Below are 12,232 nucleotides of genomic sequence, written 5' to 3'. Positions count from 1 at the left end.
ACCCATCACTATGTTTCGTATTCAGCAATAATCACCACTTTTACATCCGGGAAAACCCTTTGAAACCGTGCTCTTCGCGTGCAGCACGGGCGTGTACACGCCGGCCTTGAACCGCGATGAACAGGACGGCTTCGGCGGTGCGCAGAGGCGGTCATGGGGGGGGCAGCGGGACAGCCTTGGCGCCCGACACCCCCCGGCGCTCCGGCACGTCACCATTCGTCGCAGCAACAAAAAAGGGAGCCCTGGGCTCCCTTTTTTTCATCGGCGCGGACTGCGCGCCGTAATGCTTTTCTTCAGACGCTGAAGCTGGACCCGCAGCCGCAGGTGGTCGAGGCGTTGGGGTTCTTGATCACGAACTGCGCGCCTTCCAAGTCTTCCTTGTAGTCGATCTCTGCGCCCACCAGGTACTGGTAGCTCATCGCGTCGATCAGCAGGGACACGCCATTTTTGGTCATGGTGGTGTCGTCTTCGTTGACGATTTCATCGAAGGTGAAGCCGTACTGGAAGCCGGAGCAACCACCACCCTGCACGAACACGCGCAGCTTCAGGTCGGGATTGCCTTCTTCAGCCACCAGCTCGGCGACTTTGGCGGCTGCACTGTCGGTGAAGACCAGCGGGGCCGGCATGTCGGTCTGGATGTTTTCGGCGACGGCGCTCATGGGATACCTCTCGAACGGGAATGTGGGGGCAGGTGCAGCGCACCTGACAAGCGGCCTGATACTAGTTCAAATCGTCCAGCCACGCACTCAGCTGTTGTTTGCCGCCAGTTTCAGTGTGGGTTTGTCTTCGATGCTGCCAGCCATCGGCTTGAGCTGACCCGAGATGGTGGCCCCCTGGTGCATTTCCAGGGCCTTGTAGGACACATCGCCCTCAATGCGCGCCTTGGGTTGCAGCTCCAGCAACTCGAACGCCAGCACCGGACCCTTGACGTGGCCGTTGATGATCACGTGGTCGGCATGGATCTGGCCGGTCACCACCGCCACTTCGCTCACCACCAGAATGCTGGGCTGTTCGTCGCTGGCACGGATGTCGCCCACCACTTCGCCATCGATGCGCAGACCGTCGTGAAACAGCACATTGCCCTCAATGCGGGTGCCCTGAGCAACGAGGCTCTTGATGGGAGGTTGTTTTTTCTTCGCGAACATGGGTGTTCTCCTGACGGCGGACCGCACGGGTTACAGGTTGAAAGATTGCATGGACCTGACCGAACTGCCTTGCAGGATTTTGGCCGTCACATTTTTTACCACGACCTGCGCCGGAATGTCGACCAGGCCTTCCATGCGCAGATAACCCTTGATCAGCACCTGCTGGGGCACGGGCGCCTGCGTCGCGGACCAGGGACGGCCCGCCAGCGTGCCGGCGAAGGTCAGTTCCAGCGCCCCCTTGAAATCGGGCGCGTTCTTGCTGGCCTGGATCATGAGCACCTGCCATTTCATCTGCGTGTCCGACAGACGCTCGGCCTGCAAGCCGCGGATGCTCAGGCTGTCCGTGCCGGAGCCCGGAATCAGGCGCTCGAAGAAGCCGAGGTCGCTGCGCAGCAGTTCGTTATCGGCCTGCAGCTGGCGAATCTGAAGCATCAGCTGCTCCTGCGCACTGCGTTCGGTGATCAGCAGGCTGTCGGAGGTGTTGGCCACCGACTGCGCGGTGCTCAGATCGGTGCGCAGTTGCTGCACCTCGCGGCGCAGCTGCACCAGTTCCTGCTGGGCATTGCGGTCCAGGCCGGCGATCTCCTTGCCGAACTCGAAAGCCCAGACCGCGAGCGCGCCCGAGAAACCGAGCACCACGGCGCCCAGCAACCAGACGAACGGCCACGGCAAGGTGCTGCGCACGGACACCCGCGGCGCACTGACCGTCAACCTCCTGCGCAACAGGCGAAAGCGCATTCAATCCTTTCCAGGTGCAAGCAAAAGCAACCAGGGCCCAGAAAGCAAAAACCGCCCCAAGTTTGAACTTGCAGGCGGTTCTTGCAGCATGTGCAGCGTGCTTAGCGCTTGCTGAACTGCTTGCGGCGGCGTGCGGAACGCAGACCGACCTTCTTACGTTCGACTTCGCGCGCGTCACGCGTCACGTAGCCGGCTTGCGACAGGCCCGACTTCAGCGTTGCGTCGTAGTCGATCAGGGCGCGGGTGATGCCGTGGCGCACAGCACCGGCCTGGCCGGATTCGCCACCACCGTGCACGTTGACCTGGATGTCGAAGGTCTCGGCATTGTTGGTCAGCAGCAGGGGCTGCTTGGCGATCATGATGGAGGTTTCACGGCCGAAGTAGGCCTGAATGTCCTTGCCATTGACCGTGATCTTGCCGCTGCCTTTTTTCAGAAACACACGGGCGACGCTGGATTTGCGACGGCCGGTGCCATTGTTCCATTCACCAATCATCTCAAGGCTCCTTTAGATTTCCAGCACTTGCGGCTGTTGGGCGGTGTGCGGATGCTCTGCACCACCGTACACCTTGAGCTTCTTGATCATGGCGTAGCCGAGCGGACCCTTGGGCAGCATGCCCTTGACGGCCTTTTCGAGCGCGCGGCCAGGGTGTTTGGCCTGCATGTCGCGGAAGTTGGTGCCATAGATACCGCCGGGGAAACCCGAGTGACGGTAGTACACCTTGTCGAGGGCCTTGTTGCCCGTGACGCGGATCTTGGCTGCGTTGATGATGACGATGAAGTCACCGGTATCGACGTGAGGCGTGTAAATGGCCTTGTGTTTGCCGCGCAAACGGAGAGCAACTTCACTGGCTACTCGTCCGAGGACCTTGTCGGTCGCGTCAATCACAAACCACTCGTGCGTCACGTCAGCGGGTTTGGCGCTGAACGTTTTGGTCATGAGTTTTCTCTTGAAGAGTTGGTTTGGCGGCTCTTTTCCACGGTCGGTCGTTCTCTGACGGAACGCTCTTAGGTGGGGTTGAATGCTTCGCCGCGGAGCCAGCAGAATCGCTGCGAAGCCCTCGATTGTACGAAATTCCGGTCGATCATGGCAAACAAGCGCTCACCAAGGGTCGTTCGGGAGGGGCAAACGGCTACCATCAGGGCATGTTCAGCTACCGACACGCCTTCCACGCCGGCAACCACGCCGACGTGCTCAAACACATCACCCTGATCGCCACACTGCGCCACCTGATGCAGAAGGAAGCAGGTCTGACGCTGATCGACACCCATGCAGGCGCCGGCCTGTACCGCCTGGACGGGGACTACACCGAGACCGGGGGCGAGGCCAAGGACGGCGTGGTCAAGCTGATGGGCGCACTCCGCGCCGCCGGCCGCCCGGCCGCACAGGCTGCCGCGCCTGCGATCGACGACTACCTTGACCTGATCGAGAGCTTCAACCCGTCGGGCACCTTGCGCATCTACCCGGGTTCGCCCTTCGTGATGCACCACCTGCTGAGGACCGAGTCGCGCGACCGGCTCAAACTGTTCGAACTGCATCCGACCGACAGCCGCAGCCTCTCCGGCAACATCGCCCAGCTCGATGCGGGCCGCGCCATCACCGTCGCGCGGCAGGATGGTTTTGAGGGCGTCAAACCGCTGCTGCCGCCGCCGCCCTCGGCCACCGGGTCCAAGCGGGCCTTGGTGCTGATCGACCCCAGCTACGAGATCAAGAGCGATTACGGAAAAGTAAGTGCCTGCATACAGGAGCTGATCAAACGGTTCCCGACCGGCACCTACCTGGTCTGGTATCCGGTGATTCCGCGGCCGGAGGCGCACGATCTGCCGCGCCGCCTGCGCACGCTGGCGAACCAGGCTCAGAAACCCTGGCTCAACGCCACGCTGGCGATCGGCCAGGACCCGAGCCATGGGCCGGAAGACCGGCCCGGCCTGACAGCCAGCGGCATGTTTGTGATCAACCCGCCGCACACGCTCAAGGGCGTGTTGCAGGAGGCGCTGCCGCAGCTGCTGACCCACCTGGGTCGCGGGCGCGGCAAATCGCAGGCGATCGAGTCGGGCGGTTGAGAAGAGACAACGGCGGCGCGCTTCAGCGCGGCCGTGCCAGCACCATGGTCCAGTAGCGGCCGTACTCGGTGCCGCTGCGCTGCACGCAACTGACGGCAACGTCCACATACCCCGCGCCCATGATGTTGGTGCAATGGCCTGCACTGTTCAGCCAGCCATTCATCACGGTGGTGACCGAAGACTGCCCGGCGGCGATGTTTTCGCCCGTCCGCGACCACGTGTAGCCCTCGTCGGTGACCCGCTGGGAGGCGCTGCGCTGGTCCAGGCCGGTGTGGGAGAAATAGTTGTTGCTGGCCATGTCGTTCGAGTGGCGCGCGGCGGCCGAGAACAGGCGGTCGTTCCAGTTCAGCGCGGCCACCGCCGGCATCGCCGTGCCGCCGCAACTGCGCGCCGTGGCGCGAGCGGCGTTGATCTGCTGCAGCAGGCTGTCGCGGAAGGACGGCAGGCCACAGCTGGTGCTGGCGTCCAGCGCGAGCAGGCCGCCTGTGCCTGTGCCTGTGCCTGTGCCTGTGCCTGTGCCGCCTGCCGGCGTGCTCGGCATCCCGACCACGCCGCTCGGCGCGGCGGAGCCGGTATCACCGGCGCCACCACCATCTCCTCCCCCGCCGCCACCGCAGGCGGCCAAGCCCATCAGCAGGCCGCACAACAGGCTGTGCGGCAAGAGCCGGCGGGCAAACGGGGTATGGGGACGGGGTTGGGCCATGTGTTGCATCGCCCGCACTCTACCGACGGATACCGGCGCCGCGGTAACGGCATGTAGACGGTGGCGCTTCGCCGCCCAGCGGCGCCAGCGTACGGCAAACAGGCACGAAAGGTCCTGCTCAAGTTAACCGACCAATCGGTCGGTTAACTGGCTATACTGCGCTTCATACTCCACCGAGCGTGCAGGAGACGTCCCATGTACACCCAGTCTTTCAACGTGCCGGACGCGCCGGCGAACGCGGCTGCCGCGGCGCTCAAGGCGGTGCCGCACGACCCCGCGTTGCAGGCTCACTTCGACGCCGTGATCGATGCCGACGGCAAGATCGAACCGCGCGACTGGATGCCCGATGCCTATCGCAAGACGTTGGTGCGCCAGATCAGCCAGCACGCGCACAGCGAGATCGTTGGCATGCTGCCCGAGGGCAACTGGATCTCGCGAGCGCCCAGTCTCAAGCGCAAGGCGATCCTGGTGGCCAAGGTGCAGGACGAGGGCGGCCATGGCCTGTACCTCTACAGCGCGGCTGAAACCCTGGGCACCAGCCGCGACCAGATGTTCGACGCGCTGCACAGCGGCAAGGCCAAGTACAGCTCGATCTTCAACTACCCCACGCTCACCTGGGCCGACGTCGGCGTGATCGGCTGGCTGGTGGACGGCGCGGCCATCATGAACCAGATCCCCCTGTGCCGCTGCAGCTACGGCCCGTATGCGCGCGCCATGATCCGCGTCTGCAAGGAAGAGAGCTTCCACCAGCGCCAGGGCTTCGAGTCGCTGATGAGCATGATGACCGGCACGGCCGAACAGAAGGCCATGGTGCAGGACGCGGTGAACCGCTGGTGGTGGAAATGCCTGGCCATGTTCGGCCCGCCCAACGCCGACAGCCCCAACAGCGTGCAGGGCATGCGCTGGGGCATCAAGCGCATCAGCAACGACGACCTGCGGCAGAAGTTCGTTGACGCCACCGTGCCGCAGGCCGAGGTGCTCGGCGTCACCCTGCCCGACCCCGACCTGAAATGGAACGCGGCACGTGGCCACCACGACTATGGCGAGATCGACTGGGACGAGTTCTGGGCCGTGGTCAACGGCGACGGCCCGTGCAACAAGGAACGCCTGGCCACCCGAGTGAAGGCCTGGAACGACGGCGCCTGGGTGCGCGAAGCCGCCCTGGCCCACGCCCGCAAACAACAGGAACGCGCCATGAAGGAGGCCGCATGAACGCACCCGCACTCAAGGAATGGCCGCTCTGGGAAGTCTTCGTGCGCAGCAAGCAGGGCCTGGAACACAAGCACTGCGGCAGCCTGCACGCCAGCGATGCGCAGCACGCGCTGCATCTGGCGCGCGATGTGTACACGCGCCGCCAGGAAGGCGTGAGCATCTGGGTGGTGCAATCCAGCAGCATCACCGCGAGCGAGCCCGACAGCAAGGACAGCTTCTTCGATCCCGCCGCCGACAAGGTGTACCGCCACCCCACGTTCTACGAGATCCCGGACACGGTGGGGCACATGTGATGGCGCCCACCGTGCACGCACCGATCGACTACCTGCTGCACCTGGCCGACAACGCGCTGGTGCTGGGACAACGCAATGCCGAGTGGTGCGGCCATGGGCCGATCCTCGAAGAAGACCTGGCGCTGGCCAACAACAGCCTGGACCTGCTCGGGCAGGCGCGCCTGCTCTACCAGCACGCGGCCTCGCTGATCAATGCCGACAGCACCGAAGCCGCGCGCTTCGCCCATCTGCAAGGCGCACGCAGCGCCGACGGTGCGCTGACCGAAGACAGCCTGGCCTACTTCCGCGACACGCCGGAGTTCCGCAACTTCACCCTGCTGGAGTTACCGCACCACGGCCCGCTGGCGGGCACGGCCGCAGGCGAGCGCGACTTCGCCACCACCATCACACGCAACTTTCTCTACAGCGCGCTCATGGTGCTGGTGTGGGACCGCCTGCAGACCTCGGCCGATGCGCAGCTTGCGGCCATCGCGGCCAAGTCGTTGAAGGAGGTGCGTTACCACCTGCGCCATGCCGGCGACTGGCTGGTGCGTTTCGGCGACGGCACGGACGCATCACACGCCCGTGCTCAAGCCGCGCTGAACCACCTGCTGCCCTATTGCCAGGAGTTCTGGATCGGCAGCGACACCGAAACCGCTGCGGTGCAGCACGGCAGCGGCGCGAACGTCGCAAGCCTGCAGGCCAACTGGAGCGCGTTGCTGGACGAGACACTCAACGAGGCCACGCTGCAGCGCCCCGCGGTGCAGGGCTACGTGACCCAGGGCCAACGCGGCGTGCACTCCGAGCACATGGGCTTTCTGCTGGCCGAGATGCAGAGCCTGGCGCGCGCGCACCCGCAGGCCGTGTGGTGATGAGGCAAGGCCATGCACGCCACCACCAGCGCTGACACCGAACATGCCGCGGTCTGGGACGCGCTCGCGGACCTGGCCGACCCGGAGATTCCGGTGGTCAGCCTGCGCGAGCTCGGCATCCTGCGCGGCGTGCGCAGCGGCGGCGACGGCACGCCCGAAGTGGTGATCACGCCCACCTACAGCGGTTGCCCGGCGATGGGCCAGATCGAGGACGACGTGCGCGCCGCGCTGGCCAGCGCGGGCATCACCGCGCGCGTGGTCACCCAGCTCGCACCGGCATGGACCACCGACTGGATGACCGAGGCCGCGCGCGAGAAGCTGCGCGCCTACGGCATCGCGCCACCGCAGTGCGGCAGCGAACCCACGCACCAGGCCGCGCCACTGAAGTTCTCCCGCCAGGCCATGCGCAGCGCCGTCGTGCCCTGCCCGCAATGCGGCTCCACGCACACCACCGAAACCTCGCCCTTCGGCTCCACCGCCTGCAAGGCGATGTACCGCTGCCTGGATTGCCTGGAACCGTTCGATTACTTCAAGCCCTACTAGATGGAACACCCCCGCGCCGGCCTTGCAGGCCGTCACCCCTTCCAGGGGACAAGGTCTGCGGCCCGGCAAAGCCGGTTCCGCGACCTTTCTGATGGGCCATCGCCCGCGCGCCACTCTGGAGTTTTTGCATGAGCACCGCCGCCCTCCGCTTTCACGAGCTGCCCATTGCCCGCATCAGCCCCGAGGCCGCGGGCGCGGTGGCCATCACCTTCGCCGTGCCGCCCGAGCAGCGCGCCGCCTTTGCGTTCGAGCCCGGCCAGTTCCTCACCGTGCGCGCCCGCATCGACGGGCAGGACGTGCGGCGCAGTTACTCCATCAGCAGCCCGCGCAGCCTGCTCACGCAGCGCGGTGAACTCACGCTGGGCATCCGGCCGGTGGACGGCGGCGTGTTCTCCAACTGGGCCGCCACTGCGTTGAAGGCCGGCGACACGCTGCAGGCCATGCCACCGGATGGCCGCTTCACTGTGCACAAGCCACGCGCCGTGCACCGTGTGGGCTTCGCGGCGGGCTCGGGCATCACGCCCATCCTCTCGCTCATCGCCAGCACGCTGGAAGAATCCCCCACCTCGAAGTTCACTCTGGTCTACGGCAACCGCCGCATGGGCAGCGTGATGTTCAACGAGGCCCTGCAGGACCTGAAGGACCGCTACGCACACCGCCTCACGCTGATCCACATCCTCTCGCGCCAGGCGCAGGAGGTGCCGCTGCTCGAAGGCCGCATCGACGCCGACAAGGTGCGCGCGCTCATCGGCACGCTGCTGCCGGTGGCCAGCATGGACGAGGTCTTCATCTGCGGCCCCGAGGCCATGATCGAAGCGACCGAGAAGGCGTTGCTCGACGCCGGCGTGCGCGCCGACCGCGTGCACACCGAACGCTTCAGCTCACCCACGCTCGACGCCCTGCCCGCCGCGCAACGCCGGGCCGTGGTGCTGGGTCAACCCGCGGCCCGCGCCGAGGGCGAGGTTGCGCTGACGGTGGTGCTCGACGGCAAGCCACACCAGCTGCGCATGAACCGCGACGAGCGTGTGCTCGACGTGGCGCTGAACGCCGGCCTGGACCTGCCCTGGTCGTGCCGCGGCGGCGTGTGCTGCACCTGCCGCGCCAAGGTGCTGGAAGGCGCGGTGCAGATGGAGCGGAACTTCACGCTCGAGCCCTGGGAAACCGACAAGGGCTTTGTGCTGAGCTGCCAGGCGCGGCCCACCACCGACCGCGTGGTAGTGAGCTACGACGAGCGCTGAGGCCCGCGCTCAGAAGCGCCAGCCCAGGCCCACGCCGACCAGCACCGGATCGGCCTTGAACTGGCCCACCTTCACGCCGCCGGCGCTCACGTCGGTCTTGATGAAGAGCTTCTTCACATCGACGTTCAGGTAGAGCTGCTTGCTCAAGGGAATGTCCACGCCCACCTGCAGCGCCGGGCCGAAGCTGTTGCGCTTCACGTCCGCCACGCCACCCAGCAGGTTCACCGAGCTGAAGCGCGTGTAGTTCACGCCCGCGCCCACGTAGGGCTTGAAGCCCGGCGCGTCGAAGTGGTACTGCACGGTCAGCGTGGGCGGCAGGTGGCGCAACGTGCCGATGGCCGCGCCGTTCGAAGTGATCGTGTGTTTCTGCGGCACCGTGAGGATGAGCTCGGCCGCAATGTTCTTGCTGAAGAAGTAGCTGGCGTCCACCTCGGGCAGCCCCTTGTTGTTCATGGCCAGGCCGAGGCCGGTGCTGTCCTTGTTGGCGCTGTCCAGGTGCACGGCACGCGCGCGCACCAGCACGCTGCCAGCCTGGAAGTCCTGCGCCAGGGCGGCGCCCGTTGCGAGAAGGCCCGTGGAAACCAGGGCGGCCAGGGCAAAGCGGTGTGTGTTCATGATGGTCTTCTGTGATGCGTTGACTCGGGAGAATCCCCGCGCTCATTACAGAAGACCGGGCACTGCGTGGCGTTGCGCCACGTCAAACCGGCTCCACACGCGGCGGGAATGGCGCGCCCCGTTTGACCCACGTCAAACGGCAGGCCGGCCAGCCAGGCGGGCCAGCGGCTCAGTCGCGCAGCAACACCACCGGCCCCACCCCGCTGCGCACGATGCCGATCTCGGCCGCCGCGGCGCGGCTCAGGTCGATGATGCGACCCCTCACGCTCGGGCCGCGGTCGTTGATGCGCACCGTCACCTCCTGCCCGGTGCGGGCATGGCGCACCCGCACCCGCGTGCCGAACGGCAGGCTGGGGTGGGCGGCGGTGAGTTCGTTCTTGTCGAAAGGTTCGCCGCTGGCGGTGCGCCGGCCCTGGAACCGCGCGCCGTACCAGGACGCCTGGCCACGGCCGATCTCCTCTCCGCTCTCGCCTGCGGACAGCCTCGGTTCGGCGGTGGCGACGGCGGGCCCGGCAACGCCGCCCGACGAGGCTCGGGTCGCACAACCACCCAGCCCCAGCACCGCGGCCAGCAGCAGCGTGAGGGCGGGCCGGATGGCGCGGGGCACAGGGTTCATCGAGGAGTGACTGGCGGGGGCGGCGGCAATGTTCATGGGCAGTGTGAAAGGTCCAGGGACATGGGATCGCCCGGCTGGCATTCACCCGGACACGAGCTTGCCTTGTACCAGAACGGTCTGGTGCAGCCCACCCACGCTCGGGGTCGCGCAGCAGCAGCAGCAGCAGCAGCGTCGGCCGGTCACTCGAAGCTGCGGCTCAGGTCGGGCCAGGCCTGGGCCCAGCAGCAACGGTGGTCAAAGTCGGGCATCCGCTGCACCACCGGTGCGGGCGCGCCGTGCCGGTTTTGCGCGGCCAGGGCGTCGAGATAGGCCGTCAACACACTGGCAGGTACCACCTTGTCCTGGCCGCCGACAAAATGCCATTGCGGCAGCGACGCCAGGCGCGCGGCAGCGGCGCTGGGATTGAGGGACCCGTCCAGCGGCGACAGGCGCTGCTGCTGCGCCCAACGGGCGGTGTCCAGCGTGCCCGCCACCGTCACCAGCGCCCGCACGTCGCCGCGGCGCGCGGCCAGCAGGGCCGCCACGGCCGCGCCGCCGGAATAGCCCACCAGCACCAGCTCATGCGCGCCGTACGCGGTTTTCAGTTGGTCCACCGCCTGGTCCATCGCGGCGATCAGCTCGGGTGCAAAACGGTGGCTGCCCCAGTAACGCGGATGGCAGCTCTTGAACGCCGGGCCCACCGTGTACTGGCAGGGCCGGGCGAGGTAGACCGCGCGGGCGCCGGCATCGGCCACCGCCAGGCGCAGCGCCAGCGGATCGGTCGGTGTGGGGGCAAACGAGGGCGTGTGGCTGTCCAGCCAGGCCAGGCCATCGCCCTCGATGTAGACCGTGAGCCGGTCAACGCGCTTCAGCCCCGCGGGCACAAAGGCCTGGATGTCGAAAACCGGGCCGGGCAGGAGCCGAGCGGCCCAGCCCTGCTGCGCCGCCCATGCCAGAGCGTTGGCGCTGCGCGTCTCCGGTGAAGGCAGCGCGCAGCCTGCCAGCAGGGCCAGCGCGCCGGCCAGCATCGCCCGCAGCGGCAGGCGCTGCCGTGGGCGAAAGCTGCTTAGAACGCCCAACCCAGTCGCACGGTGGCGGTCTGGTCACGCAGGCCCTTGCGCAGGCGCAAGTCGTAACGCGCGGTGACCTCCATGCCCTCGATCGGGCGGTAGCGCACACCCACGCCCAGCTCGGCGACCGAACGCGCGTGCGGCAGACCGTCGGTGGTGAAGGCCACGCCACCGCCACTGAAACGGGCGGTCACGGTGTTGTCGCGGTTCTTCAGGTCGTAACCCACAGCGGCGCGGGCGAGCCATTGCGTCCGGGCATTCAGATCGCCCTGCAGCTGCGCGCCCACCTTCAGGATCAGCTCCTGCGCCTTCTGGGCGTTGACGTCCAGGTTGAGCGCTCCGGCACCGGTTTCGCTGTAGGCATCACTCTTGAACTGGCGCCAGTCCAGAGCCACCAGCGGCTTGACCACCAGCTGGTTGACCTTGAGGCTGCGGCTCACGCCCACACCCAGGTGCCAGGCATCGCCGTCGTACTTGGCTTGTGCGGTCCGGCCGATGAAGCCCATCGAGCGCTTCTCTTCAATGTTGCTGCGGGTGTAGTCACCCTGCCAGTCGAGTTGCCAGCCGGCATCGTTGAGCACGTAGCGGCCGTAACCGATCAGTTGCACGCTCTCGATGTCGCTGCGGTGGCGGTTCGCGAAGTCCTGTCCATCGACCTTGCTCTTGAGGTACCCCAGGCCCAGACCCAACGCGGTGCCTGCACCCAGCTCGCTCTGGATGCCACCCACGAGGCCGTAGGTGCCCATCTTGTAGCCGCTGACGCTGTTGACCGCGTCCTGGTCAACCCAGTTGCCCACCGGGCGCACCCAAAGGCCCTTGCCGGCGGCGTCAGAGCCGCCCGACTGCCCGATCACGGCGCGTTGCTGCTCAATGACCGTGCCGGTGCTGGCCCCGTGCGCCATGGTAGCCAGCGCCGCGTTGCCATGCAGGGACGGCATGATCTGACCGACAGCAGACGTCACGCTGCTGTTGGTCGGCAGACGGCCCAGTGCGGTGACCACGGTGTCCCAGTCGGTCCCCGTGCTGCCCCCACGAATAAATCCGTCGAGCACGACAGCGATGGTCGCACCGTTGTCGAGCCCGTTCGAAATCACGGCGGGCACGATGCCCTGCGCCACTGCTGGTGGCGGTGGCGGCGGTGGTGGTGGTGGTGGTGGTGGTGGTGGT

Annotated in this window: 16 protein-coding genes; 6 read left to right on the top strand and 10 right to left on the bottom strand. The window is 66.6% G+C overall.

The genetic code is table 11. The features are described 5' to 3' along the window. Positions 1–293 precede the first annotated feature (293 nt). From erpA to rplM, 5 genes are all read right to left on the bottom strand, one after another. The gene (erpA, locus tag HPA01S_RS21510) at positions 294–659 is read right to left on the bottom strand and encodes an iron-sulfur cluster insertion protein ErpA (protein WP_066273392.1); all 366 of its coding nucleotides are present in this window, start codon (positions 657–659) and stop codon (positions 294–296) included. Positions 660–746: 87 nt separating this feature from the next. Next, entirely contained in the window at positions 747–1,145 is a 399-nt protein-coding gene (locus HPA01S_RS21505) for a bactofilin family protein (RefSeq protein WP_066273390.1), read from the bottom strand. Positions 1,146–1,175: 30 nt separating this feature from the next. After that, a complete protein-coding gene (locus tag HPA01S_RS21500) occupies positions 1,176–1,883 on the bottom strand; it encodes a DUF6776 family protein (RefSeq protein ID WP_066273388.1) in 708 nt (235 codons plus the stop codon). 101 nt (positions 1,884–1,984) lie between these two features. After that, positions 1,985–2,377 (bottom strand): 30S ribosomal protein S9, encoded by a 393-nt coding sequence (gene rpsI / locus HPA01S_RS21495; RefSeq protein WP_066273386.1) that lies wholly within the window; start codon positions 2,375–2,377, stop codon positions 1,985–1,987. 12 nt (positions 2,378–2,389) lie between these two features. Further along, positions 2,390–2,821, bottom strand: a complete 432-nt coding sequence (gene rplM / locus HPA01S_RS21490) for a 50S ribosomal protein L13 (RefSeq protein ID WP_066273385.1) — start codon at positions 2,819–2,821, stop codon at positions 2,390–2,392. A gap of 206 nt (positions 2,822–3,027) precedes the next feature. Between rplM and HPA01S_RS21485 the strand changes: the two genes are divergently transcribed. After that, complete coding sequence (locus HPA01S_RS21485; RefSeq protein ID WP_066273383.1) at positions 3,028–3,945, top strand: 23S rRNA (adenine(2030)-N(6))-methyltransferase RlmJ; 918 nt, start codon at positions 3,028–3,030, stop codon at positions 3,943–3,945. Positions 3,946–3,967: 22 nt separating this feature from the next. Here the strand turns inward: HPA01S_RS21485 and HPA01S_RS21480 are convergent, their stop codons facing one another. Then, on the bottom strand, positions 3,968–4,648 hold the full coding sequence (locus HPA01S_RS21480; RefSeq protein ID WP_245638719.1) for a CAP domain-containing protein: 681 nt from the start codon (positions 4,646–4,648) through the stop codon (positions 3,968–3,970). 195 nt (positions 4,649–4,843) lie between these two features. On the opposite strand from HPA01S_RS21480, the gene paaA reads away from it, so the two are divergent. The 5 genes from paaA to HPA01S_RS21455 all read left to right on the top strand — a co-directional run bounded on the left by paaA (position 4,844) and on the right by HPA01S_RS21455 (position 8,785). Continuing rightward, positions 4,844–5,860: a 1,2-phenylacetyl-CoA epoxidase subunit PaaA gene (gene paaA, locus HPA01S_RS21475; protein WP_066273381.1), complete on the top strand. Its 1,017-nt coding sequence runs from the start codon at positions 4,844–4,846 to the stop codon at positions 5,858–5,860. Next, on the top strand, positions 5,857–6,153 hold the full coding sequence (gene paaB / locus HPA01S_RS21470; protein WP_066273379.1) for a 1,2-phenylacetyl-CoA epoxidase subunit PaaB: 297 nt from the start codon (positions 5,857–5,859) through the stop codon (positions 6,151–6,153). The genes paaA and paaB overlap by 4 nt, the downstream gene beginning before the upstream one ends. Then, positions 6,153–7,004: a 1,2-phenylacetyl-CoA epoxidase subunit PaaC gene (gene paaC, locus HPA01S_RS21465; RefSeq protein ID WP_066273377.1), complete on the top strand. Its 852-nt coding sequence runs from the start codon at positions 6,153–6,155 to the stop codon at positions 7,002–7,004. The genes paaB and paaC overlap by 1 nt, the downstream gene beginning before the upstream one ends. Positions 7,005–7,016: 12 nt before the next feature. Continuing rightward, positions 7,017–7,547: a 1,2-phenylacetyl-CoA epoxidase subunit PaaD gene (gene paaD, locus HPA01S_RS21460; protein ID WP_066273376.1), complete on the top strand. Its 531-nt coding sequence runs from the start codon at positions 7,017–7,019 to the stop codon at positions 7,545–7,547. A gap of 128 nt (positions 7,548–7,675) precedes the next feature. After that, a complete protein-coding gene (locus HPA01S_RS21455) occupies positions 7,676–8,785 on the top strand; it encodes a 2Fe-2S iron-sulfur cluster-binding protein (protein WP_066273374.1) in 1,110 nt (369 codons plus the stop codon). A gap of 9 nt (positions 8,786–8,794) precedes the next feature. Here the strand turns inward: HPA01S_RS21455 and HPA01S_RS21450 are convergent, their stop codons facing one another. The 4 genes from HPA01S_RS21450 to HPA01S_RS21435 all read right to left on the bottom strand — a co-directional run. Further along, the gene (locus HPA01S_RS21450; RefSeq protein ID WP_066273372.1) at positions 8,795–9,400 is read right to left on the bottom strand and encodes an OmpW/AlkL family protein; all 606 of its coding nucleotides are present in this window, start codon (positions 9,398–9,400) and stop codon (positions 8,795–8,797) included. Positions 9,401–9,569: 169 nt separating this feature from the next. After that, positions 9,570–10,016, bottom strand: coding sequence for a septal ring lytic transglycosylase RlpA family protein (locus tag HPA01S_RS21445; protein WP_084360894.1), 447 nt, complete (start codon positions 10,014–10,016; stop codon positions 9,570–9,572). 179 nt (positions 10,017–10,195) lie between these two features. Next, on the bottom strand, positions 10,196–11,074 hold the full coding sequence (locus HPA01S_RS21440; RefSeq protein ID WP_218005370.1) for an alpha/beta fold hydrolase: 879 nt from the start codon (positions 11,072–11,074) through the stop codon (positions 10,196–10,198). Next, on the bottom strand, positions 11,062–12,232 hold a 1,171-nt coding region (locus HPA01S_RS21435; protein ID WP_157085136.1), incomplete at its 5' end, for an autotransporter outer membrane beta-barrel domain-containing protein. The genes HPA01S_RS21440 and HPA01S_RS21435, both read right to left, overlap by 13 nt.

The organism is Hydrogenophaga palleronii NBRC 102513 (assembly GCF_001571225.1).
GTDB lineage: Bacteria > Pseudomonadota > Gammaproteobacteria > Burkholderiales > Burkholderiaceae_C > Hydrogenophaga > Hydrogenophaga palleronii.
This window is presented reverse-complemented; position numbering and strand designations above follow the sequence as displayed.

Bases quoted from the DNA above. Each gene is read 5' to 3' on its own strand.
- HPA01S_RS21485 (WP_066273383.1), top strand. From the start codon at position 3,028: ATGTTCAGCTACCGACACGCCTTCCACGCCGGCAACCACGCCGACGTG.
- paaD (WP_066273376.1), top strand. From the start codon at position 7,017: ATGCACGCCACCACCAGCGCTGACACCGAACATGCCGCGGTCTGGGAC.
- HPA01S_RS21500 (WP_066273388.1), bottom strand. From the start codon at position 1,883: ATGCGCTTTCGCCTGTTGCGCAGGAGGTTGACGGTCAGTGCGCCGCGG.
- HPA01S_RS21455 (WP_066273374.1), top strand. From the start codon at position 7,676: ATGAGCACCGCCGCCCTCCGCTTTCACGAGCTGCCCATTGCCCGCATC.
- HPA01S_RS21445 (WP_084360894.1), bottom strand. From the start codon at position 10,016: ATGAACCCTGTGCCCCGCGCCATCCGGCCCGCCCTCACGCTGCTGCTG.
- HPA01S_RS21480 (WP_245638719.1), bottom strand. From the start codon at position 4,648: ATGGCCCAACCCCGTCCCCATACCCCGTTTGCCCGCCGGCTCTTGCCG.
- paaC (WP_066273377.1), top strand. From the start codon at position 6,153: ATGGCGCCCACCGTGCACGCACCGATCGACTACCTGCTGCACCTGGCC.
- erpA (WP_066273392.1), bottom strand. From the start codon at position 659: ATGAGCGCCGTCGCCGAAAACATCCAGACCGACATGCCGGCCCCGCTG.
- paaB (WP_066273379.1), top strand. From the start codon at position 5,857: ATGAACGCACCCGCACTCAAGGAATGGCCGCTCTGGGAAGTCTTCGTG.
- rplM (WP_066273385.1), bottom strand. From the start codon at position 2,821: ATGACCAAAACGTTCAGCGCCAAACCCGCTGACGTGACGCACGAGTGG.
- paaA (WP_066273381.1), top strand. From the start codon at position 4,844: ATGTACACCCAGTCTTTCAACGTGCCGGACGCGCCGGCGAACGCGGCT.
- rpsI (WP_066273386.1), bottom strand. From the start codon at position 2,377: ATGATTGGTGAATGGAACAATGGCACCGGCCGTCGCAAATCCAGCGTC.
- HPA01S_RS21505 (WP_066273390.1), bottom strand. From the start codon at position 1,145: ATGTTCGCGAAGAAAAAACAACCTCCCATCAAGAGCCTCGTTGCTCAG.
- HPA01S_RS21450 (WP_066273372.1), bottom strand. From the start codon at position 9,400: ATGAACACACACCGCTTTGCCCTGGCCGCCCTGGTTTCCACGGGCCTT.